The 23,144-nt window shown below is 66.0% G+C and carries 21 protein-coding genes; 13 read left to right on the forward strand and 8 right to left on the reverse strand.

All coding sequences use genetic code 11. From position 1 onward, the window contains the following. Positions 1–24: 24 nt before the first annotated feature. From rutA to EPO41_RS02605, 5 genes are read left to right on the forward strand one after another with little or no spacing between them, the layout of a single operon-like run. Complete coding sequence (gene rutA, locus EPO41_RS02585; RefSeq protein ID WP_296319928.1) at positions 25–1,107, forward strand: pyrimidine utilization protein A; 1,083 nt, start codon at positions 25–27, stop codon at positions 1,105–1,107. Beyond that, complete coding sequence (locus tag EPO41_RS02590) at positions 1,104–2,255, forward strand: ABC transporter ATP-binding protein (RefSeq protein WP_296319931.1); 1,152 nt, start codon at positions 1,104–1,106, stop codon at positions 2,253–2,255. The genes rutA and EPO41_RS02590 overlap by 4 nt, the downstream gene beginning before the upstream one ends. Continuing rightward, on the forward strand, positions 2,252–3,115 hold the full coding sequence (locus EPO41_RS02595) for an ABC transporter permease (RefSeq protein WP_296319935.1): 864 nt from the start codon (positions 2,252–2,254) through the stop codon (positions 3,113–3,115). Before EPO41_RS02590 ends, EPO41_RS02595 begins: the two co-directional genes overlap by 4 nt. A gap of 16 nt (positions 3,116–3,131) precedes the next feature. Then, entirely contained in the window at positions 3,132–3,959 is an 828-nt protein-coding gene (locus tag EPO41_RS02600) for an ABC transporter permease (RefSeq protein ID WP_296319937.1), read from the forward strand. A gap of 26 nt (positions 3,960–3,985) precedes the next feature. Next, complete coding sequence (locus EPO41_RS02605; protein ID WP_296319941.1) at positions 3,986–5,143, forward strand: extracellular solute-binding protein; 1,158 nt, start codon at positions 3,986–3,988, stop codon at positions 5,141–5,143. Here the strand turns inward: EPO41_RS02605 and EPO41_RS02610 are convergent. Next, the gene (locus tag EPO41_RS02610) at positions 5,140–6,858 is read right to left on the reverse strand and encodes a dihydroxy-acid dehydratase (protein ID WP_296319944.1); all 1,719 of its coding nucleotides are present in this window, start codon (positions 6,856–6,858) and stop codon (positions 5,140–5,142) included. The two genes, EPO41_RS02605 and EPO41_RS02610, sit on opposite strands and share 4 nt — an antisense overlap. A gap of 167 nt (positions 6,859–7,025) precedes the next feature. On the opposite strand from EPO41_RS02610, the gene EPO41_RS02615 reads away from it, so the two are divergent. Further along, positions 7,026–7,874 carry a TauD/TfdA family dioxygenase gene (locus EPO41_RS02615; protein WP_296319946.1) on the forward strand — a complete coding sequence of 283 codons (849 nt, stop codon included), beginning with the start codon at positions 7,026–7,028 and terminating at the stop codon, positions 7,872–7,874. Between the two features lie 129 nt (positions 7,875–8,003). Continuing rightward, a complete protein-coding gene (locus EPO41_RS02620; RefSeq protein ID WP_296319950.1) occupies positions 8,004–9,206 on the forward strand; it encodes a CoA transferase in 1,203 nt (400 codons plus the stop codon). On the opposite strand, the gene EPO41_RS02625 is transcribed toward EPO41_RS02620, so the two are convergent. Together EPO41_RS02625 and EPO41_RS02630 are read right to left on the reverse strand one after the other, a co-directional pair. Further along, positions 9,203–10,540 (reverse strand): aspartate aminotransferase family protein, encoded by a 1,338-nt coding sequence (locus tag EPO41_RS02625; protein ID WP_296319953.1) that lies wholly within the window; start codon positions 10,538–10,540, stop codon positions 9,203–9,205. The two genes, EPO41_RS02620 and EPO41_RS02625, sit on opposite strands and share 4 nt — an antisense overlap. Further along, a complete protein-coding gene (locus tag EPO41_RS02630; protein WP_296319955.1) occupies positions 10,537–11,553 on the reverse strand; it encodes a phosphotransferase in 1,017 nt (338 codons plus the stop codon). Before EPO41_RS02630 ends, EPO41_RS02625 begins: the two co-directional genes overlap by 4 nt. A 30-nt stretch (positions 11,554–11,583) precedes the next feature. Here EPO41_RS02630 and EPO41_RS02635 point away from each other — a divergent pair, with 30 nt between their 5' ends. The 3 genes from EPO41_RS02635 to EPO41_RS02645 are packed head-to-tail and all read left to right on the forward strand — an operon-like array spanning position 11,584 to position 15,024. After that, positions 11,584–11,808, forward strand: coding sequence for a hypothetical protein (locus EPO41_RS02635; RefSeq protein WP_296319958.1), 225 nt, complete (start codon positions 11,584–11,586; stop codon positions 11,806–11,808). Positions 11,809–11,829: 21 nt separating this feature from the next. After that, positions 11,830–13,401, forward strand: coding sequence for an ABC transporter substrate-binding protein (locus tag EPO41_RS02640; protein WP_296319961.1), 1,572 nt, complete (start codon positions 11,830–11,832; stop codon positions 13,399–13,401). Between the two features lie 18 nt (positions 13,402–13,419). Beyond that, positions 13,420–15,024 (forward strand): GMC family oxidoreductase, encoded by a 1,605-nt coding sequence (locus EPO41_RS02645; RefSeq protein ID WP_296319965.1) that lies wholly within the window; start codon positions 13,420–13,422, stop codon positions 15,022–15,024. A 73-nt stretch (positions 15,025–15,097) separates the two neighbouring features. Here EPO41_RS02645 and EPO41_RS02650 read toward each other — a convergent pair whose 3' ends face one another. Further along, complete coding sequence (locus EPO41_RS02650; RefSeq protein WP_296319967.1) at positions 15,098–16,015, reverse strand: LysR family transcriptional regulator; 918 nt, start codon at positions 16,013–16,015, stop codon at positions 15,098–15,100. 18 nt (positions 16,016–16,033) lie between these two features. After that, positions 16,034–17,458: an amidase gene (locus EPO41_RS02655; RefSeq protein ID WP_296319969.1), complete on the reverse strand. Its 1,425-nt coding sequence runs from the start codon at positions 17,456–17,458 to the stop codon at positions 16,034–16,036. Between the two features lie 117 nt (positions 17,459–17,575). Here EPO41_RS02655 and EPO41_RS02660 point away from each other — a divergent pair, with 117 nt between their 5' ends. After that, positions 17,576–18,316, forward strand: coding sequence for a GntR family transcriptional regulator (locus EPO41_RS02660; protein WP_296319972.1), 741 nt, complete (start codon positions 17,576–17,578; stop codon positions 18,314–18,316). Between the two features lie 185 nt (positions 18,317–18,501). Further along, positions 18,502–18,777, forward strand: coding sequence for a hypothetical protein (locus tag EPO41_RS02665; protein WP_296319974.1), 276 nt, complete (start codon positions 18,502–18,504; stop codon positions 18,775–18,777). A gap of 9 nt (positions 18,778–18,786) precedes the next feature. Here EPO41_RS02665 and EPO41_RS02670 read toward each other — a convergent pair whose 3' ends face one another. The 3 genes from EPO41_RS02670 to EPO41_RS02680 form a co-directional block, all read right to left on the reverse strand. Beyond that, positions 18,787–19,248 carry a hypothetical protein gene (locus EPO41_RS02670; RefSeq protein WP_296319977.1) on the reverse strand — a complete coding sequence of 154 codons (462 nt, stop codon included), beginning with the start codon at positions 19,246–19,248 and terminating at the stop codon, positions 18,787–18,789. Positions 19,249–19,259: 11 nt separating this feature from the next. Continuing rightward, positions 19,260–20,324: an Ldh family oxidoreductase gene (locus tag EPO41_RS02675; protein ID WP_296319979.1), complete on the reverse strand. Its 1,065-nt coding sequence runs from the start codon at positions 20,322–20,324 to the stop codon at positions 19,260–19,262. A gap of 96 nt (positions 20,325–20,420) precedes the next feature. Then, the gene (locus EPO41_RS02680; protein WP_296319983.1) at positions 20,421–21,143 is read right to left on the reverse strand and encodes a C40 family peptidase; all 723 of its coding nucleotides are present in this window, start codon (positions 21,141–21,143) and stop codon (positions 20,421–20,423) included. 420 nt (positions 21,144–21,563) lie between these two features. On the opposite strand from EPO41_RS02680, the gene EPO41_RS02685 reads away from it, so the two are divergent. Then, positions 21,564–23,132, forward strand: a complete 1,569-nt coding sequence (locus tag EPO41_RS02685; RefSeq protein ID WP_296319985.1) for a cytochrome ubiquinol oxidase subunit I — start codon at positions 21,564–21,566, stop codon at positions 23,130–23,132. Positions 23,133–23,144 lie beyond the last annotated feature (12 nt).

Genomic DNA, 23,144 nt, shown 5'->3' on the forward strand with positions numbered 1-23,144 from the left:
TCCGGCATCAAAGGCAGGTGCAGGATGGAAATCGGCGTCTTCATTCCCATCGGCAACAACGGTTGGCTGATCTCGTCGACCTCGCCGCAATACACGCCGAGCTTCGACCTCAACCGTGAGGTCGTGCAGCGCGCCGAGCGCTACGGCTTCGACTTCGCCATGTCGATGATCAAGCTGCGCGGCTTCGGCGGGAAATCGCGCTACTGGGACGACAACCTCGAATCCTTCACACTGATGGCAGGTCTCGCCGCGGTGACGACGCGCATCGACCTCATCGCGACGGTCGCCGTACTCACCCTGCCGCCCGCGATCACCGCGCGCATGGCGGTGACGATCGACAGCATCTCGAAGGGACGCTTCGGCGTGAATCTGGTCACCGGCTGGCAGAAGGCCGAGTACGACCAGATGGGACTGTGGCCGGGCGAGGAGCACTTCAAGCATCGCTACGAGATGGTCACAGAGTACGTGACGGTGATGAAGGAACTCTGGGAGAAGGGCCAGTCCGACTTCAAGGGCAACTATTTCACGATGAACGACTGCCGGCTGTCGCCGCTTCCGTCGCGACCGATCAAGCTGATCTCGGCCGGCACCAGCGACGCCGGCATGAAATTCGCGGCCGAGCACTGCACCTACAATTTCTGCAGCGGCCAGGGCGAGGCCAACGACCCGCGCGACTGCGCCGATGCAGTCGGCCGGCTCAAGGCCGCCTGCGCCGCCGCGGGCCGCGACGTGAAGGCGCTGGCCCTCACCATGATCATCGCCGACGAGACCGACGAAGCCGCGATGGCCAAGTGGGAGCATTACAAGGCGGGTGTCGATCTCGACGCCATCGGCTGGCGCTCCGACCAGGCGGCGTCCGACAAGTTCGCCGCCGCCAATTCGACCGCCGGCCGCATCCGCCGTCGCGAGCCCCTGCCCAACAACGGCTCGCGCCTGATCGGCTCCTACGCCACGATCGCGCGCCTGCTCGACGAGATGGCCGAGATCGACGGGCTGGCCGGCGTGATGCTGACTTTCGACGATTTCATCATCGGCATCGAACAGTTCGGGCAGCGCATCCAGCCGCTGATGCGAAGCCGGGCCAAGCTCGCCGCCGCGGCGGCATGACCGTGGACGCCCTTGCGGCCTCACCGCCGGCGAAGGCCGGTACGGCGCAGGGACCGGCAAGGGCGCAACTCGACCTTGAGCTGCGCAACATCCGCAAGCGTTATGGCAGCTTTACCGCGGTCGACGACGTTTCGCTGAAGGTCGGCAAGGGCCAGTTCGTCTGCCTGCTGGGCCCGTCGGGCTGCGGCAAGACGACGACCTTGCGCTGCATCGCGGGCCTCGAGGAGCCCGACGATGGCGGCATCCTGATCGGCGGCAAGGAGGTAACCCAGGATCCACCCTGGAAGCGCGACATCGCCATGATGTTCCAGGACTTCGCGCTGTTCCCGCACATGACCGTGGCCAGGCAGGTGGGCTTCGGCCTCGAGATGCTGCAGCGGCCCAAGGTCGAGATCGCCCAGCGGGTGCAGCAGATCCTGACATCGTTCGAGATCGCGGCCTTGGCCGATCGCAAGCCCGCCAGCCTGTCCGGCGGCCAGCGCCAGCGCGTGGCGCTCGCCCGCGCGATGATCACGGAGCCGCGCATCCTGCTGCTCGACGAGCCGATCGGCGCGCTCGACTACTCCCTGCGCGAGACGGTGATGCTCGAGCTCAAGCTCCTGCAGCAGCGTACGGGCATCTCCTTCATCTGGGTGACGCACGACCAGAACGAGGCCTTCTCGCTGGGCGACCTCGTCGTGGTCATGAACCACGCCCGGATCGAGCAGCAGGGCGCACCGGAGGACATCCTGCTGCGCCCGGCGACCGCCTTCGTCGCGGGTTTCGTGCAGGGCAACAACGTCTTTCGCGGCCGGATGGGCGAGGTGCTGGCCGATGCGTTCTGCATCGAGACCGGAACCGGCACCTTTCTGGCACCGCGGGCCCTCGGCGCGCCGCCGGTGCCGCCGGGCACCGAAGTCTCCTTCTCCGTGCGGGCCGAGCAGATCACCGACCAGCTCTCCGACCGTCACGTCAATCGCCTGACCGCCACCTGTACGGCCGTCGAATATTTCGGCTCGGTGCGCCGGCATATCCTCGAACGGTCGGACGGCGAGGTGCTGAAATACGACCAGTTCGGCGCGCACGCGGCCCGCATCGTGCCGGGGCAGCGGGTGACGCTCGGCTGGGCGATCGAGTCGACCGTGCTCCACGGGAGAGCGGGCGCGTGAGCACCATCCGGCCGCGCTCCGCCGCCGGCTACTGGCTGGCGCTGCCGGCCGCGGCCTGGATGCTGGCGGTCGTGGTGGTGCCGATCGTGCTGCTGGTCTGGGTGTCGTTCTGGGGTGGCCGGGCCTTCTCGACGGCGAGCCCGCTCACCTTCGACAATTACGCCCGCTTCTTCGCCAACCAGACCTATCTCAAGCTGGTGCTGGGCACGATCGTCCACACCGCCACCTTGATGGTGCTGACCGGCGTGCTGGGCTACTGCATCGCCTACTTCCTGGTGATGAAGGTGCGCAGCCCGGGCTGGCGGCTGGCGCTGTTCCTCGCCTTCATCATCCCGTTCTGGACAAGCACCCTGATCCGCGCGATCGCCTGGGTGCCGTTCCTCGGCGTCAACGGCGTGATCAACCAGACCCTGATGTTCGCCGGCGCGACCCAGTCGCCGATCGAGGCGTTCCTCTATTCCCACACCGGCATCACCATGGCGCAGGTGTCGCTCTACACGATGATGGCGGCGGGCCCGGTCGTCTACATGCTGAACTCGATCCCGCCGCAGCTCCGCGAGGCGGCGATGACCCTGAAGGCGCCGCCCTTCGTGGTGTTCCGCCGCATCGTCTTTCCACTCACCCTGCCGGGGGTGGTGATCGGTCAGGTCCTGGTCTTCCTCAACGTGATGTCGGACTTCGCGACCGTCGCCACGATCGGCGGCAACAAGCACGCGCTGCTCTCCAACCTCGTCCTGCTGTTCTACGAAGGCTCCCAGATCCGCGCCGCCTCGGTGGTCGCCGTGCTGCTGATGCTGTGCATGCTGGCCGGCGTCGTGGTGGCGCTGCGCGTCGTCGACATAAGACGGCTGGGGGCCTGAACCCGTGGGCAGGAACATGGGCGGGAAGCTGGGACTTCGCCTCACCGGATGGGTCCTGGGAACGCTCACTCTGGTATTCCTTGCCTATCAGTGGCTGCCGATCTTCACCCTGGCGCTGCTGTCGTTCAGCGGCCCGACCGGCGGCACGACCTTCCCGATGAACGGCACGTCGTTCCACTGGTACGAGGAGCTGTGGCGCGCCAGCGTCATGAACGACTTCAAGCCGCCGCTCCTGCGCTCGACCCTGCTGGCAATCGCCTGCTCGGCGACGACCATCGTGCTGTCGGTGATGGCCGCCCAGGCGATGCGCGGGCGCTTCCGGGGCAATGGCTGGTTCTTCTACCTGATGCTGCTCGGCCTCATGGCGCCCGGCATCCTGGTGGGCTTCGGCTTCGCCATCATGATGCGGCTGCTCGGCGTCGAGCTGTCCTGGGACACCACGACCTTCCTGGTCCAGGTCTCGTGGACCCTGCCGTTCGGCTTCCTGACCATGCTCGCCGTCTTCAACCGCTTCGACGCAAGGATCGAGGAGGCGGCGCTGACGCTCGGCGCGTCGCGGCTGACCGCGTTCCGGCGCATCACCCTGCCGCTCGTGCTGCCCGGCGTGATCGGTGCGGGACTGTTCGGCTTCTCGCTGTCCTACGACGAGTATGCGCGCAGCATGTTCACGACGGGGCCGGAACTCACCTTGCCGCTCGCCGTCATGGCGCAGCTCGACCGCCAGCTCACCCCGGAGATCTACGCCGTCGGCACCGCCACGACGTTCTTTTCGCTGATCGCCATCACGCTCTTCACCGTCGCCTTCTGGGCGATGCGGCGATCGACGGCCGTTCGGAGGTCCTGACAGTTGTAGGAAAAAGGAGACACGCCATGTCGATCAGACGTCGTCACTTGCTGGCCGCGGCCGGCGCCTCGGCCCTTGCCGCCCCCGCTCTCGGGCGCCAGGCCTTCGCCCAGGCCAAGCAGATCAACCTGGCGGGCGCCAGCTACGACATGCGCGAGGCCATCCTCGGCGAATTCTCCAAGCGCACCGGCATCACGCCGCGGCCCTTCGTCAATCCCTCGACCCAGGTGAGGGTCGATCGCCTGCGCACCGCGCCCGTCGACTGCGTGCTGCTCGACGCGCCGTTCGCGGCCTTTGCCAACGGCGAGAAGCTGCTGCAGCCGATCGACATCTCCCGTCTGCCGAACTGGTCGAAGCTCCATCCGCTCCTGAAGGACGGCCGCGCGACGCCGACGGCGCCGCTGGGCTTCGGCGCCAATCCGGGCCGCATGATGTATCTCGACGAAGCGCGCACCAAGGTGTCGTTCGCGCCGATGTTCTTCCAGATGGACAGTATCGGCTACAACGCCGGCAAGATCCCGGCCGAGAACAACACCCTGTCCTGGGGCGAGCTGTTCAATCCCAAATGGCGCGGCAAGGTCGCGATGTTCGGCATCGACTGGCTGGGCATGCTGAACGCCGCGATGGGCATGCGCGCACTCGGCCTGCTCAATCCGGTCGACATCAGCAACATGACCGAGAAGGAAGTCGACACGGTCGTGGCCTTCCTCAAGGAGAAGAAGAAGGAAGGGCACTTCCGGGCCATGTGGAAGGCCTATGGCGAGCTGGTGAACCTCATGGCCTCCGAGGAGGTCTGGATCGCCGATGCCTGGTGGCCGGTGGTGGTCGAGGTCGCGAGCAAGGGCATTCCCGTGCACTACGCCGTGGCCAAGGAAGGCTATCGCGCCTGGTGCAACGGCTATGGCATCGCCGCCGGTACCAAGAACCTCGACGCCTGCTACGAATGGCTCAACTACTGGATGGAAGGCTATCCCGGCGCACGCCAGTCGGAGATCGGCTACTTCTCGACGGTGGACAATTACGAGAAGTACCTCGATCCCAAGCTTGTGAAGGAGGTCTATGGCGGTGTCGGCCGCGACGGCGGCTCGCTGGCCGACCGCGCCGAGCGCGTGTTCGTCTGGAACACGCGGCCGAAGAACCTCGAATACTACACCGAGAAGTGGAACGAGTTCCTGGCGAGCTAGACGACGCAGCCGTAATGGGCCGACGAGACCAGGCGCGTGTACTTGTCGTGCACGGAGCCCGGGCGCGGCCGGTCGGCCGGGTCGGGCGGCCGCCGGCCGGCCATGCGGCGGGCCAGTTCTTCGTCGGAGACTTCGAGGTTCAGCGTCCGCGCATTGGGATCGATGACGATCGTGTCGCCGTCGCGTACCGCCGCGATCGGGCCGCCGCGTGCCGCCTCCGGCGAGATGTGCCCGATCAGGATGCCGTGGCTGACGCCCGAGAAGCGGCCGTCTGTGATCAGCGCCACGTCCTCGCCCAGCCCGCGGCCCTGAAGCTGGATGGTGAGCATCACCATCTCGGGCATGCCGGGCCCGCCCACGGGACCGACGTTGCGCACGACGACGACGTTGCCAGGGACGATCTCGCCGGCGCGGATCGCCTTCATCGTGTCGGCCTCGGACTCGAACACGCGCGCGGTGCCGCGGAACTCGCCCTTCTCCAGGGTCTTGCCGCTGAGCTTCAGCAGGCAGCTCTCCGGCGCCAGGTTGCCCTTCAGCACGCTGATATGGTTGTTCGCAGGCGCCGCGGGCTTCGACACCGGCAGGACGATGTCCTGCGGGCCGATCTCCTCAAGGGTAGGGACCGAGGCGAGATTCTCCGCGAGCGTCTTGCCGGTCACGGTCATCACGTCGCCATGGAGGAAGCCGTGGCGCAGCAGTTCCTTCATCACGACGGGCACGCCGCCGATCTCGTGCAGGCTCACCATCGCATAGGGGCCGTGCGGCTGCAGATTGCAGATCAGCGGCACCCTCTCGCCGACCTGCTGGATGCGCTCGATGGTGATCGGCACCTGCGCTTCGCGCGCGATGGCCAGCAGGTGAAGATACATGTTGGTCGAGCCGCCCATCGCATAAACGGTGGCGATGGCGTTCTCGAACGCCTTCTCCGTCATGATGTCGCGCGGGCGGATGCCGGCCTCCATCAGCCGATAGGTCGCGTCGACCGACGCCTTGGCCTGCGCGCGCACGTCCGCATGGATGTCACTGCCGGCCCTGTAATCGGCCGGATGCGAGGCGCCGCGCGGCAGCATCATGCCGATCGCCTCGGCGATCGTGCTCATCGTGTTGGCGGTGAACATCGCGCCGCAGGTGCCGCTGCCCGGCATGACGTTGCTCTCCAGTTCGAGCAGCTCCTCGCCGGAGATGCGGCCGGCCTCGTTGGCGGCGCGGCCTTCGACATAGTCCATGATGGTGAGGTTGTTGCCCTTGGCGGCCCAAGCGCCGAACGACACGCGGCCGGGCGAACTGGTGCCGGGATAGAGGACGAGACCGAAGGCGTTGGTGCGGGCGAGCGGCATCAGGGCGGCCGCGCCGGTCTTGTCGCAGCCCGAGATCACGATCATCGCATCGCCGTGATGGGCGTAGTGGCCGATCTCGAAGCAGTCGGCCACGACGTCGCGCGACACCAGGCTGTAGCCTGCGGTTGGCGTGCCTTGCGTCAGTGCATCGGACACGGCCGGCGCCCCGACGATCAGCCCGTTCCCGCCGCGCTCGGCCAGCAATTCCACCAGCAGGTCGCCGATCGTACGCACCCGGTTGTTGCAGCGATGGGCATTGGTGTAGGCGCTGGCGATCGTGACCACGGCGCTGGTCTGCGCCGTCTTGTCGGGCTCGAAGCCGGCGGCCCGGAGTTCCACCCGCGACTTCTTCCAGAAGGTGCTGCTGTCTTTTTTCATCCCGTATCCAGTCGATTTTGCCCGTCAGTTTACCCGGCGAGACAGGCTGCCGGCTATGTGCCGGGGCTCGCGACGCGGAACCTGCCAGGTGGGGCGATTGCCGTCACCGGCGGTCAGGGTCTTTAATTGCCTCCCAATAGGACAAGTGGACCATCAGGAGCGATCGCATGGCCAGCAGCAGCATCACCGTGACGCCGATCGCAGGCTCCCTCGGCGCCGAGGTGACGGGTGTCGACCTGCGCACCATGGACAACCATGACTGGGCACAGGTCCACCAGGCGTTCCTCGACTATAAGGTGATCGCGATCCGCGACCAGGAGCTGTCGCCTCAGGACATGATGGACGTGGGCGCGCGCTTCGGCGAGCCCAACCACTATCCCTTCGTGAAGGGCATGGATGACTTTCCGTTCCTGTTCGACATCGTCAAGGAGCCGTCCGAGAAGCGCAATTTCGGCGGCGGCTGGCATTCCGACACGACCTACGTGGAGACCCCGCCGCTTGCGACCCTGCTCTATGCGTTGGAGACGCCGGCACGGGGCGGCGATACGCTCTACTGCGACACGGTCGCGGCCTACGAGAGCCTGTCGGATCGCCTGAAGGAGATGCTTGGCACGCTCAAGGGGGTGAACAGCGCCGGCCTCAAGCATCTCGGCGGCCGTAAGGCGCACCATTCGGTGGTCGGCGGCATGAAGATCACCGGCACCGACGACGCCGATTCCTACGAGGCGGTGCATCCGATCGTGCGCACGATCGACGAGACCGGCCAGAAGGCGCTCTATTGCAGCATCGGGCACACCATCGCCTTCGAGGGCATGACGCCGGAGGAGAGCAAGCCGATGATCGACTGGCTGCAGGCGCACGCGACCCGGCCCGAGTTCACCTGCCGCGTCCACTGGAAGCCCGGCACGATCACGATCTGGGACAACCGGCGTACGATGCACAATGCCATCAACGACTATCACGGCATGCGCCGCCACATGCGGCGCCTGACCTCGGGCCCGACGCACCCGGTTTGATGCGGTCCTGTCTGATGCGTCAAAGGGACCCCTGCAGTCATTGCATTTCGATGATCGGCTGGCCGCACTTTCGCTGGTGCGCGCGCTTGTCTATCTGAGAGGTCGCACCGACCTTCCGCAGGAATTGCAATGACCGAGCCGACCGGGCCGCTCGCCGGCATCCGAATTCTCGACCTGACGACCGTCCTCTTCGGCCCCTTCGGCGCCCAGACGCTGGGCGACTGGGGCGCCGAGCTCATCAAGGTCGAGGGGCTGACCGGCGACCAGTGGCGCTATACCGGCCAGTTCCGGAACCGGGGCATGAGCGGGCAGTTCATGGCCGCCAACCGCAACAAACGCAGCGTGGCGGTCGACCTGAAGACGCCAGGCGGCGCCGAGGTGCTTCGCCGCCTGATCGCCCGGGCGGATGCGCTCGTGACGAACATCCGGCCGGCCGCCCTGGAACGGCTCGGCTTCGGCTACGAGGCCTGCAAGGCCCTCAATCCCAAGATCATCTACGCAGCCGCCACCGGATTCGGCCAGGATGGGCCTTGGGCCAAGCGGCCGGCCTTCGACGAGATCGTCCAGGCGGCGTCCGGCCTGGCCTCTTCCATCGGCACGGACGACGAGCCGGCCTTCGTGCCGAGCCTGGTCGGCGACAAGCTCTGCGGACTGGCGCTCGCCGGCGCCGTGGCCGCCGCACTCGTCTATCGCGAGCGCACCGGCAAGGGGCAGCTGGTCGAAGTGCCGATGCTGGAGACGGTCGCGGCGTTCAACAGCATCGAGATGCTGGGCGGCCACGCCTTCGTCCCGCCGATCGGGCCCGCGGGCTACAAGCGGGTCAAGGAACGCCGGCCGGTGAAGACCAAGGACGGATGGCTCACCATGCTCCCATACTCGGGCGAGAACTGGTGCACCTTCTTCGAAACGGTCGGCCATCCCGAATGCATCGAGGAGTTCTCCGTTCGCGACCCGATCAAGCGGGCGGCCAACATCGATGCGATCTACAAGCGCATGAACAAGATCGCGCTGGAGCGCACCACCGCGGAATGGGAGGCGCTGCTGCTCGAGATCGATGTTCCCCATGCCTCGTTCGCGAAGATGAAGGAGGTCCAGGAGCAGCCGCATCTGAAGGCCGTCGGCCTGTTCCAGCAGCTGGAGCACCCGACGGAAGGGACGATCCAGCAGGCCCGCCCGCCGGCGCGCTTCTCCGAAAGCCCGGCCGCCATCCGTCGCCTGCCGCCCACGCTCGGCCAGCATACGCGGGAGGTCCTGACGGAAGTCGGCTACAGCGACGCCGATATTGACGCGCTGCTGAGCGTCAAGGCGATCGGCGAGGGCGCTGCCACCTAGGCGATCTCGCCCAGTACCGCGTCGCAGGCGCTCAAAAGTTCGTCGGCGTTCTCGAGCGAGAAGGGCAGCGGCGGCCTGATCTTGAGCACGTTGCCGAGCGGGCCGGACGCGCTGATGAGCACGCGGCGCTGGCGCATGCCGTTGACCAGCGCGCCGGCGGATTCCGGGTCGGGATTGCCGTCATCGTCGACGATGTCGAGACCAAAGAAGAGGCCTTGGTCCCGAATGCCGCCGATCGACCTGTGGCGGTCGGCGAGCGCGGCGAAACCCGCCTTGATGTGGCGCCCCGTCGCAAGGGCGTTTTCCATCAGACAATCGTCGCGCAGCACGTCGAGGACAGCGAGCGCGGCCGCGCAGGCGACAGGGTTACCGCCGAACGTATTGAAGTATCGCGCCTCTCGCGCAAATCGCTCGAGAACGGCTTCCCGGGCGACGACGCCGGCGATCGGATAGCCGTTGCCCATCGGCTTGCCCATGGTCACGAGGTCCGGCACGACGCCGTGTCGCTGGAAGCCCCACATATGCGATCCCATCCGAGCGAAACCCGCCTGCACCTCGTCGGCGATGAAGAGGCCGCCCGCTTCACGGATGGCCGCGACCGCGCCGGAGAGAAAGCCCGCCGGTTCGGCGAAGACGCCATCGCTCGAGAAGATGGTGTCGACCAGCAGCGCCGCCGGCTTGATTCCGTGGCGGCGCATGTCGGCGATCGCGGTCCGCACCTGTCGTTCGAAGAAAGCGCCGACTGCCTCCGGCGATCCCGCCAAAGCCGGATCGGGCGGCGCGACGAGCCGTACGTCGGATCCCACGGGCACATGCTTGCCGAGAGAGGGTGAGAGGGCCGCCACGGCGTGCGAGATGCCGTGATAGGCGTTGGAAGTGACGATGAACCCGGTTCCTTCGGTGTGGGTCCGGGCAACGCGAAGAGCGAGGTCGTTGGCTTCGCTGCCGGTACAGGTCAGCATCAGCCGGTTCGTTTCGCTGGGGAAATACGGGAGCAGCCGCTCGGCGTAGGCGAGGATGCTCTCGTCGAGATACCTCGTGTGGGTGCTGAGCCGCGCGGCCTGCTCGGCGATCGCCTCGACCACGCGTGGGTGACAATGGCCGACACAGGGAACGTTGTTGTAGGCGTCGAGATAGGCATTTCCGTCGGCATCGTAGAGATGCACACCATTCGCCCGGACGAAGTGCACGGGCTCTTCGTAGAACATGCGATAGGGCTGGCCCAGCACCCGCTGGCGGCGTTCGACCAGCCCGCGGGTACGGGCATCGAGCTTCCCGGCGTCCTTCGCGTCAAACGCATTGATCATCACGGGAACGCTGATGCTGCTGGTCATGGCGCTCGATCTTCGCTCCGGAGGTTGATCGCCTCCGGGAGGGCGTCGACCGGCAGCGTGTGCAGCCAGTCGAGCCGTGCCCAGGAGGCGGGATTGTTCTTCATGATGTAGGGCCGGTTAGCGGGCTGACAGGCGGCCAGGCTTTCGGTGACGGCGACGTTGATGATGCAGCGCGCGATCATGAGTTCCGGCAGCAGGCGGACTTCGAGAGGGGTCAGGCGCGTGGCGCCGTCATAGGCATGCACAACGTCGACGATGGCCTGCAGGTCGTCGCCGGTCTGGCCGATCTGGAGGAGCGCAACGCCCGCAAGGTCCACGAGGCGCGGGGCATGGACCAGGTCGCCGAAGTCGAGGAAGCCGACGATTCTGTCGTTGCGACCCGGTGCCACCAGGATGTTCTGGCCGTTCATGTCGCTGTGGACGGTTTGCGCCGGGAGGCTGGTCATGTGCGGCGCGGCCAGCCTCTCGAAACGCCGCATCATGATCTCGACGAGCGGCCGCCGCTCCGGATCGATGAGCTCGAAGAAGGTCTTCACGCGGCCGATGTTCTTGATGTCCCAGATCAGATCGCGCTGGTGCGAGAAGGGATGGTCGAAGCTCCGCAGCGCCGCATCCAGATCGGCGACGGCGCGGCCAATGGCGCGGCGGAGTTCGGCCGACGGCGTTTCGACCATCGACAATGGCGTGCCCTGCACGTAGCTCAGCAGGCGCAGATGGCGTCCGTCATGCGGCCCCAGATAGATGCTTTCCTGCCCGTTGAGCGCCGTGGCGACACGTGGGGCGACGATCGCGGGCGCCGTCCGTTCGATGTGGAGAAGGGCGGCACTCTCGAGCATGACGACGTCGATATCCTCCTGCGGCGCCGAAACCTTCAGGATGAAGTCGGTCGTGCCGGAGGTGCGAATACGGAAATTCTGGGTGCGCTCGCCGCCCAGCTCGATGGCGCTGCCGGAGATTCCGAAATGATGCAGGGTCAGTGCCTCGGCGTCGCGACCGTCGAGCCGCGGCATCATCGGCAGGGCGATCGGGGAGAGGCGATTCGATTGGCGATGTTTTTCAGGAGCCATTGCACACGCCGGCGCACCATCGGCCAAGGAGACCTGTGCCGGAAATTCAAAGTTCAGGTCCCGCCGTATCGGCAAAACCGATTGTCGCTGGTTGCGTGGCGCGAGCGGGAAGTGGCGTGGGCTCTCGGTTTTCTCGATGAGGCCATGCGGGATTTTTGTATTTCCGACGGGATGTTCGGCCTGCCTATCATGATCCTGTAATCCATTTCTCTGGAGACAGGCATGCGTCGCTGGTTCGTTGCTTCGGTCGTATCGGTTGCGACGGTGCTGTCACCTGTAGTCGCCTCGGCAGAGTCCGTGCTCCGGGTGGTGATGCAGTCGGACGTGAAGATCATCGATCCGGTCTGGAGCAGCGGATACATCACGCGCAACTACGCCTACATGATCTACGATACGCTGTTCGCGGTCGACGGCCAGTTCCAGATCAAGCCGCAGATGGTCGATACCTACAAGACCAGCGACGATGGACTGACGTGGACGTTCACGTTGCGTGACGGGCTCGAGTGGCACGACGGTGCGCCGGTCACCGCGGAAGACTGCGTGGCGTCGCTCAAGCGCTGGTCGGTCCGCGATCCGATGGGGCAGAAGCTCGCGAGCTACCTGTCCGAGTACAGGATCGTGGATGCCAGAACATTCCAGATCGTGCTCAAGGAGAAGTTCGGCCCGATGCTGGAAGCGCTGGGCAAGCCCTCCGTCATCGTTCCCTTCATGATGCCCAAGCGCGTCGCGGAAACCGACCCGTTCAAGCAGATGGACTCCTCGATCGGCTCCGGTCCCTTCCTGCTCAAGCGGGACGAATGGAAGCCCGGTGAGAAGATGGTCTTCGTGAAGAACCCCAAGTACAGGCCGCGCGCGGAGCCGGTCTCCGGCCTGGCCGGCGGCAAGGTTGCGGGCGTGGATCGGGTCGAGTGGATCGCCATGCCCGACGCCGAGACGCAGATCAACGCCCTGATGAACGGCGAGGTCGACCTGCTCGAAGTCGTCAGCGCCGACCATCTGCCGATCCTGGAGAAGGCCAAGGGCGTCAAGGTCGTGAAGAGTCCGGTTCCGTACCAGTACACCTTCCGGCCGAACTGGCTGCAACCGCCTTTCAACAACGTGAAGATCCGCCGTGCGGCCGCCTATGCGCTGAGCCAGCCCGACTTCCTCGAGGCGAGCATCGGCGACAAGCGCTTCTACCGGACCTGCAAGGCCCTGTTCACCTGCGAGTCGCCGCTGGCCTCGGATGCCGGCACGCAGGGGCTGGTCGAAGGCAACATCGCCAAGGCGAAGGAGCTCCTCAAGGAAGCGGGTTACGACGGCACGCCCGTGGTGATGCCGCAGCCAACCGATTTCGCCGTGCTGAAGCAGATCGCGCCCGTCGCAAAGTCGCAACTCGAGAAGGCCGGCTTCAAGGTCGACGTTCAGGCGATGGACTGGCAGAGCCTGATCGGCCGCATCAACACCAAGAGGGGGCCGCCGTCGGAAGGTGGCTGGAATGCCTACGGGACGGCCTACTCGCAGGTCGACATCCTCGATCCGCTGATGACGCTCAACCTGGTCGCGACGTGTGAGAAGGCCCAGTCGGGCTGGCCTTGCGACCCCGAACTGGAGAAGCTGCGCGACGCCTACGCGAAGGCAACGACGCCGGCCGAGAAGAAGGCGGCGGCAGAGGCGGTGCAGGTCCGTGCCATGGAAGTCGTCACGCACGTCCCGCTGGGGGAATGGTTCGGCCTGCGCGCCGTCCGCGATAACATCAACGTGCCGACGCCCCTTCCGCCCGTCACGGTGTTCTGGGGAATCACGAAAAAGTAGCGAACGTCCGCGCAACCGATGCACGACAAGGTCGATGTCCTGATCATCGGTGCCGGTGCATCCGGAGCGGCGGTGGCCTGGAGTCTCGCCGACACCAGGATGCGCATCCTCTGCTTGGAGCAGGGCGACTGGGTCAGGCCGACCGACTACCCGACCAATGGCCGGGATTGGGAAGCGCGGATGTTTGGCGACTTCGCGACCAATCCCAATCGCCGCGCGGGCATCGCCGATTATCCGATCAACAACGGCACGTCGCCGGTGCAGATCGTGAACTTCAACGGCGTCGGCGGCGGCACGATCATGTACACAGCGCATTTCCCGCGCCTGCATCCCTCGGATTTCCGGGTGCGGACCTTGGACGGTGTGGCCGACGATTGGCCGGTCGACTACGCGACACTCGAACCGTTCTTTGCCGAGAACGACAGGATGACCGGCGTTGCCGGCCTCTCCGGCGATCCCGCCTATCCGGCCCACGAGATGCAGATGCCGCCTCTGCCGCTCGGCAGGACGGGAGAGCGGTTTGCCAGGGCCCTGAACAAGCTCGGTTGGCACTGGTGGCCCTCCGACGCGGCCATCGCGACCGTGGCGTATGACGGCCGCGCACCCTGCATCAATCTCGGCCACTGCACGCCGGGCTGCGCCCAGGGCGCCAAGTCCAGCACCGACATCACCTATTGGCCGCAGGCGATCCGCGCCGGTGTCGAGTTGCGCACCCGCAGCCGCGTGCGCGAGATCACCGTGGGTTCCGACGGCCTGGCGAGTGGCGCGATCTATTACGACGCCGACGGAAGAGAGCATTTCCAGCCGGCCGAAATGGTGGTCCTGGCCTGCAACGGCGTCGGCACGCCGCGCCTGCTGCTCAATTCGCTGTCGGGCCGTTTCCCCGGCGGGATGGCCAATTCCAGCGGGATGGTCGGCCGGAACCTGATGCTTCATCCTTCGGCTCACACCTACGGCTACGTCGACGAACCGCTCGACGGCAATCGCGGCCCGCCGCTGTCGCTGTGGAGCCAGGAATTCTACGAGACCGATGCCGGCCGCGGCTTCGTGCGCGGCTATACGCTTCAGCTTTTCCGCGGCGCCGGCACGATCGTCGATGCGATTGCCAACACCGCGCGCGGCTTCCTGCCATGGGGCGACGCGCATCATGACGTGTACCGGACCATCCTGAACCGGCGCCTCGGCATCTCCGTGATCTGCGAAGACCTGCCCGACGAGAACAACCGCGTCACGCTCGATCCCGAACTCACGGACGGCAACGGCATACCCGCGCCGCGGATCGAGTACGCGCTCGGCGACAATACCCGGAAGATGATGATGCACGGCGTGGCGCGGTCGAAGGATATCCTGGAGGCGGCCGGCGCCCGGAACGTCGGGGGCGAGGCGCCGATACTCAATGGCGGCTGGCACCTGATGGGCACGGCCCGCATGGGGGCTGATCCGGAGCGTTCGGTGGTCAACGAGTGGGGACGCGCTCACGACGTGAAGAACCTGTTCATCGTCGACGGCAGCATCTGGGTCACGTCGGGTGGCGTGAATCCGACATCGACCCTCCAGGCGCTCGCGCTCTATGTCGCCGATGCGATCAAGAGGCGCCTGTCCGATGCCACGCTGTTCGACTGAAGGGCCGCCGTCACTGCACGATCCCGTCCGGTCCCGCCCACCGATGTGGCGCAACGTGAAGTGAACGATCGTTTTACCGACGATCCAGGGTCTGATCGCTTCTCGACTCGCGACAGAGTTGCAGGAAGATCTGTGTGGGCTCGGACAGCTCTGCATCACGCCGCCACGCCATGCCGACATCGATGGTGGATTCGATGCCCTTGATCGGCCGGGCTTCGACGCGATCGGCTTCGAGCGACCAGGACCGGTAGGTCATGTCCGGCATGATGGCCACGCCGGCGCCCGTCGCAACCAGGCTGCGCACGGCCTCGACCGAGGAGGTGATCAGGGAAAAGGCCGGCTTCGTGAGCCTGCAGGTCCAGAGGGTCTCGACCGAGCGCGGCATCTCGTCGATCGAGAGCCCGATCAACGGCTCCTTCTCCAGCGCAGCCAGCTCGACATGATCCTGCGCCAGAAGAGGGTGGCCGCCGCGCAGCCAGACATGATTGCGCGAACGCGCCAGCGTCTCGAACTGCAGGTCGTACTGGTTCACCAGGTTGGAGACCAGCATTAGCGCCACATCGAGTTCACCGCGAACGAGCTGATCCTCGATCGTGTCGCGGTCCTCTTCCACGACGTTGACGAGAATGTCTGGGAAGACGCGCCGGAATCGCGCCAGGAGATCGGCCAGGAAGTAGCCCGAGACAAGGCTGGTCACACCCAGCTTGAGCGAGCCTGATACGGCTTCCGGGCCGGGGCGAAGAATCCGGCCGGCGTCGGCGACGGTCGCCAGGATACGTCGGGAATGCTCGAGGAACTGATGGCCCCGATAGGTCAGCGTCACGCCCTTCGAACTCCGCTCGAAAAGCGTCGCGCCCGTCTCGGCCTCGAGAGCGCGCAGGCTCTCGGTGATGGTCGATTGGGAGATATTGAGGCGCGTGGCCGCCCGCGACACCGATCCCGCCTCAGCAATGGCAACGAAGTAGTTGACCTGCCGGAACGTCAGGTGCATCGGCGCTGACCCTCTTCGCTAAGCACAGGTTGGCGGCAGGCGGTTCTTCCACGGCCGTTCCGCCTCCAGTTGCGCCGCGAGCCGGAACAGCACCGCCTCGTCACCGAAGCGCGCCGTGAACATCATGCCGAGCGGAAGTCCGGCCGCGCTCCAGGCCAGCGGCACCGACATCGACGGCTGGCCGCTCATGTTGAACATGCTCGTGCCTGGGACGTAGCGCTTCAGCAGCGGCCGGATGTGGCTGAGATCGTCGGCGTTGGTATCGATCTCGCCGAGCCGCACCGGCGGCAGGCAAAGCGTCGGCGACAGGAAGATGTCGCAGGCTTCGAAGAAGCTCGCGAGGCTGCGCGAGACCAGGAACGCATTGTGCTGGCCGAGGACGTAGTCCGCTGCGCTGTTCTTGCGCGCGGTTTCGACGTTGGCGATCGTGTAGGTCTCGAAGTCGTCGCGGTTCATCGCGCGGCCGAACAGTTGCTCGGCGGCTCTCACCGTCACCGCGGTATTGGCCGAGATGACCACGGGCGCGACCACCGACGGCTCGACCGCGAGTGTCGGCGCCCGTTCCTCGACATGGTGGCCAAGACCTTCGAGCAGGCGGGCAGTGTCTCGTACGGCCGCCGCGACCTCCGGGTCGATGGCCTCGCCATAAGGCGTCTTGTCGGTGAAGAAGACGCGCAGGCGGCCGGGATCGCGCCCGACTTCCTCAAGGAACGGCCGCTCGGGCTGCGGCGCATAATAGGGGCTGGTCGGTTCGGCGCCGTGCGTGGCGTCGAGCATTGCCGCGCTGTCGCGCACGCTGATGCTGACCACATGGCCGCAGGAGAAGCTGCCCCAGCCTTCTGCCTTGTCGGGGCCGACCGGATTGCGGGCGCGCGTCGGCTTCAGCCCGAACACGCCGCAGGCCGACGCCGGTACCCGGATCGAGCCGCCGCCATCGGTGGCATGGGCCACCGGAAGAATGCGGGCTGCGACCGCCGCCGCCGCGCCGCCGGACGACCCACCGGGGGAATGATCCAGGTTCCACGGATTGCGCGTCGGCCCGTGCAGCCGGCATTCGGTGGTGACCATCTGGCCGAACTCCGGCGTCGCGCTCTTGCCGAAGATGGTGAGGCCGGCGGCGAGATAGCGGCTGGCGAGCGTGCCGCTGTGATCGGCGACATAGTCCTTGTAGATGCTGCAGCCGAAAGTCGTGCGCGTGCCGTCGAGGAGGTCGAGGTCCTTCAGCAGGAACGGCACGCCCGTGAACGGTCCGGCGGGGAGGCCGGCCTGGATCTGGCGGCGGGCAAAGTCCTCATGCCGCACGACGACGGCATTGATGGACGGGTCGACGCGATCGGTCCGCGCCACGGCCTCGTCGAGCAGTTCGCCGGCGCTGACCTGGCGCGATCGCACCAGCTCCGCCAGCCCCATCGCGTCGTACGCGCCATATTCCTTGAACGCCATCGCCAACTCCCCGCACCAACGTGATAATCATAACATAAAAGGGCGATTGTCGACAATCGCCTTTCTTGCCGTTTTGCGCTATGGTTCAGCGATTGCTGATTTTGACGGGAGCCGGCCTTGGCCAACCTTAAGATTCCCCGCGTTATCAAGATGCCGATCGAAGTGCAGGCCACCGATGCCCTGCGCGATGCCATCGTCTCGGGCTCCATCGCGGCGGGCGAACGCGTGACGGAGATCCAGATTTCCCAGCAGATGAACCTGTCCCGGGCGACGGTGCGGACGGCCCTGCATCAGCTCGCCAAGGAAGGGCTGCTGACGCTTGTCCCCTATACGGGGTGGACGGTCATCTCCCTGTCTGCCCACGACGTGTGGGAGCTGTACACGCTGCGCTCGGCTGTCGAGCGGCTGGCGGGCCGACTCGTGGCCTCGACGATCACGCCGGCAAAGATCGAGCGCCTGGACGGGGCGATGGACCGGCTCGTCAGGGAGTGCGAGCGTGGAGATGTCGACCGGATCGCGGAGGCGGATTTCGGCCTGCATCACACGATCATCAAGCTGGCCGATCATGGCCGTCTTGCCGCGCAATATGCGCTCATCGAACAGCAGGTCCGGATGCTGATCCGCTCCAGCGATGCCTTCGATCCCGAGGCGCAAATCCTGAAGCTCGATCAGCATCGGCCCATCGTCGATGCGATCAGGGCCGGCGATGTCGAGCTGGCGGGACAGCTGTCCGAACAGCACAACCTCGTCGAGGGCGAGAAGCTCTCGGCGCGTCTCAAGGCGCTCCAGGAGCAGGCGCTGCTTGAAGAGCCGACCGCGACGCTGCGCCCCGCACGGAAGCGGGCGGCGCTTGGTTGAATCGGTACAGTCGTGAGGGCCGTCAGCGCTCCATGATCCAATCCACGCCGGAGGCGATCTCAATCTGCTAAGGGTTCCGGAAGATGTCCGGCGCAGACTGGACAGGAGCGGGGCGCCGTCCCGAGGGAGCAGATTTGGGAAAGCTCGTCGGAATTCTCATGGTCCTCTTGATAGGACTCGTTGGCGTGGCCCTGTACGCGGCGCCGGGCTGGATGGCGGCGCAGCTCGTCGCCGTATTCGGCGTTCCACCGCCCGATGACCGAAGTCTGATGCCTCGATTGAAGACGGTCCTGATGGAAGCCTTGGTCAGGGATCGGGCTCCCTGCAGCGGCATCCACAGGATCGAGGCTCCGCGACAGGTCGGATACGACGTCGTGCTGACGGCCGTGTGCCTCAACGGCGCCTCGTACGGAGTCCAGTTCAAGCCCACGGGTGAGGTCACGCTCTGGCCGAGCCGGTGAAGGGAGCGGTCAGCGACGCGCCGGGCAGAGCGACAGGTAGAAGAAGAATGCCATGACCGGCAGCACGAGCCAGTTGAGTGCAGCGCCCGGGGCCGTCCCCATCGTCGTCACCGGCTTGAGGTGTCCGGCCAGGCCACGAAGCACGGGCTCGAGCGCGAAGACCAGCAGCGCGAGGGGCACCGTCCCGCGCCAGCGCAGCAGCAGCACCCAGAGCAGCAGGGCGAGAAGGAGCTGGATTGCGCCCCACTGGCCGAAGAGCGCGACGATGTTCGAGCCGCCGGCCACCGTCGTGACATCGATCGTGGCGATCGATTGGGCGCCGCCGTCCGGCGCCAGCAGATGGATGCAGGAACGCACGGTGATCGCGCCGAGCCAGGCGATCGCCACCCAGAACGAAAGCTGCGGTCCGTCGTACAGCGCGGGATTGGCGGGCAGCAGCCGCGCCGGAGAGGGTCGCCAGGAGCTGGGCATGGAGAGGACCGTCAGCCCTCCATGATCCACTCCGCGCCAGAGGCCAGGGCGATCTCCTTGACCTTGGCGAGCAGGTTGGGACCGACGGGAATGCCCGTCTTCAGGCGGGCGGCGGCGGTGCGGCGCTCGGGATCGCCCGCCACCTGAACGGGCTTGGCCGGATCGGCCGGCCGCGTCGCGCGCAAGGTATCGCAGAAGGCGGCGACGTCGGCCTGGAAGTCCGCCGTGTCGCGGAACATGCCGGGATCCATCGCGAGAAAGAAGTGGCCGATGTCGATCGGGCCCGGCCGCGTGTTGCGCGTCGGGTCGGTCACCATCACGCCGCCCGACAGCGCCGAACTCAGGATGTTGACCATGGCGCCGAGGCCGTAGCCCTTGTGGCTGCTGCCTTCCGGCGTGCCGCCGAGCGGTGTCATGAAGCCGCCCTTGCTGACCTCGTGCGGGTCGGTGCTGGGCAGCCCGTCCCTCGTCACCAGCCAGCCCGGCGGCGTTTGCAGTTTCTCGTTCGCCTTGTTGCGGATCTTGCCGGCGGCGACGGTCGTGGTCGCCATGTCGAGCAGGAACGGCTCGCCCGGCTTGGCCGGCGCGGCGAAGGCGATCGGGTCGGTACCGAGGCGGGCCTGCGCGCCATTGGTCGGCGCGACCTGGATGCCGCTCGCCGAGGTCGTCGCCAGGCCGATGAAGCCGGCGCCGACCGCCTGCAGGACATAGAAGCCGCAGGCGCCGAAGTGGCCCGAGTTGCGCACCGCCGCCACGCCGATGCCGGTCTTCTTCGCCTTCTCGATGGCGATTTCCATGGCGCGCCGTCCGGCGGGATGGCCGAGGCCGCCGCCGCCGTCGATCAGCACCGACACCGGCGTTTCCTTCACGACCTTCGGCTCGGCGGTTACGTTGAGCTTGTTGCCGAGCCGGCGCTCGTCATAGGGCGGCACCATCGAGATGCCGTGCGTGTCGATGCCGTGCAGGTCGGCCCAGCTCATGATCTCGGCGGTGCCGGCCGCCGTCGCCTTGGGCATGCCCCAGGCCTCAAGGATCAGTTCGAGTTGCTTGCGGTGGTTTTCGTACGACGCCGGCATTCTTCTTCTCCGTTCTTTCCGGCGTCATTATTGCCGGGCGGAGAGGTCGGCGTCACTCGGCCGTACCGGTTGGCGATACGGCGATGCGGGTCGCCGCTACTGCGGCGCGAGCCGGACCGCCTTCAGATAGCGGGTGTTGTAGTAATCGGCGTCGAGCGACGTCACCATGACCGGCGAGCCGCGATGCGTGGCGTGCACGAAATGGTTGTTGCCGCTGTAGATGCCGACATGGGTGATGGTGCCGCGATAGCCGAACATCACGAGGTCGCCCTTCTGCAGGTCGCTGCGCGCGACCGGCGTGGCCTCGCGCACCATCTCGTGCGGCATGCGCGGGATCCGCTGTCCGAAGACCGCGCCGTAGAGGTAGTAGACGAAGCCGCTGCAGTCGAAGCCCGTCGCCGGCGAGATGCCGCCGTAGCGATAGGGGGTGCCGAGATAGTTCATGGCGCGCGAGACCAGCTTGTCGCCCCATTCGTTGCCGCCTTTGCCGGGGGCGGCCGCCGGGCCGGCCGAGAAGGCTGCCGGCACCACGCCGGAGGCAGGCGCTGCGGCATTGAAGCCGGCGAACGCGCCATTCTGCTGTTGCCACTTGGCATTGAGTTCGTCGGCCATGCGATCCGTCGGATCGGCCGGGGCGGCCTTGGCCACCGGCTTGAGCTTCGCCTTGGGAGGGGCCTTGCTGGCCTGCGCCAGGGCGGGAGACAGGGTGCCTGTCGTTCCGAAGAGGGCCACGGCCGCCAGGACCGTGATCGAATAACCCGTCGCCTTGAAGATTGTCTGTACGTTTGAGGTGGTGCCGCGCCCGTTTCTCAAAGCCATGAATTCAATCCCCCTTGGAACCAGTGCCAGGTGGCCGACGGCCAAGGGCATAGTGGCGAAGCCTGCCTTATCCGTCCAACAAATGTTGCATATTTGCCACAATGGTCACAGGTATCTAACACATTGATTCTAATGACTTATTATTGATGTTTGGTTTCTCGCTTCGTGAAGGTTCGGTGAAAAAGCGGAGCAGGTCCCTGTTGCGGTGCCGGAAAAATGGCCAGCGACAATTTTCGCGCAGCAAGTGCGAAATGGGCTGTCGCTGCACAGTTCATCGGTTCGCCACGCAATCATATCCTTTCTGTCGATAGGGTCGCATGAGCGAGCTCCCCCGAAAGTGGTATGTTGATGCGTGTCTGGCGGGTCTCTCCAGACACATGAGTATGGGGGATGGGGCTGTCGATGGTGAATGATCTCGTCGTGGACTTGTCGCGCGCGCAATTCGCCGCCACCGCCCTCTATCATTTCCTGTTCGTGCCGCTGACGCTCGGTCTCACCGTGCTGCTGGCCGTCATGGAGACCGTCTATGTCACGACGGGCCGCGAGATCTACAAGCAGATGGCCCAGTTCTGGACCCGGCTGCTGCTGATCAACTTTGCTCTGGGTGTCGCCACGGGCCTCACCATGGAGTTCCAGTTCGGCACCAACTGGTCGTTCTATTCGAGCTTCGTCGGCGACACGTTCGGCGCGCCGCTCGCGATCGAGGGCCTGATGGCCTTCTTCCTTGAATCCACCTTCATCGGGCTGATGGTGTTCGGCTGGGACAGAATGTCCAAGGCCCAGCATCTCATCGTGACATATGCCGTGGCGCTGGGATCGAACTTCTCGGCGCTGTGGATTCTGGTGGCCAACAGCTTCATGCAGCATCCGCAGGGCGCCGAGTTCAATCCCATCACCATGCGCATGGAGCTGCAGAACTTCGGCGCGCTGTTCTTCAACTCCGATGCCCAGTCCAAGTTCGTCCATACGGTGCTGGCGGGCTACGTGACGGCGGCCATCTTCGTCTGCGGCATCAGCGCCTGGTACATGCTGAAGGGGCGGCATCTCGATCTCGCGCGGCGCTCGTTCCGGGTCGCCGCTGTCTTCGGCATGCTGGGCGGCGGCGGCGTCATCACCCTGGGCGACGCGCTGGGCTATGTCGGCGCCAAGGTCCAGCCGACCAAGCTCGCGGCCATGGAGGCTCTGTGGACGGCCGAGAAGGCGCCGATGCCGTTCAATGCCATCGCCTTTCCGAACCAGACCGAGCAGAGGAATTATTTCACGGTCCAGATTCCCGCGATGCTGTCGATCCTGGTCACGCATTCTCTCGACGGCGTCGTGCCGGCGATCGACCAGCTCGAGGTCCAGGCGAAGGAGCGCATCCGGAACGGCATCCCGGCCGTCCAGGCAATGGAGAAACTGAGCGCCAATCCGCGCGACGAGGCCGCGCTCGCGCAGTTCAAGGCGCATGGCAAGGACGTCGGCTACGGCTTCCTGGTGCTGCGCTACGCCCCCGAGGGCGACCTGTCGAAGATCACTGACGCCGACATCACCCGCGCCGCCCGCGACACCATCCCGAACGTGTCGATCGTCTTCTGGTCCTTCCGCATCATGGTGGCGTTCGGCCTCCTGATGCTGGCCTACCTCGTGCTGGCGACGCTGATGACGCTTTCCAGCCAGGTCGAGCGGCAGCGCTGGTTCCAGTGGGCCGCCCTGCTGATGGTGCCGGTGCCGTTCCTTGCCTGCGAGTTCGGCTGGCTGGTCGCCGAGGTCGGCCGCCAGCCCTGGACGGTGAACGAGATGCTGCCGACCTGGCTCTCGGCCTCGACCCACAGCGTCGCCTACATGGTGTTCTCGCTGTCGGGCTTCATCCTGCTCTACACCGCCTTCGCGATCGTCGAGATCTACCTGATGCTCCTGTTCATCCGGAAAGGGCCGGAAGAACATGCTGCAGGTCCTCACGTCGCGGCCGGCCATCCAACCGCCGGGCGCGCGCTCGCGGCGCACTGAGGGAGACGCGTC

The organism is Reyranella sp., from assembly GCF_004297265.1.
In the GTDB taxonomy this organism is placed as follows: Bacteria; Pseudomonadota; Alphaproteobacteria; order Reyranellales; family Reyranellaceae; genus Reyranella.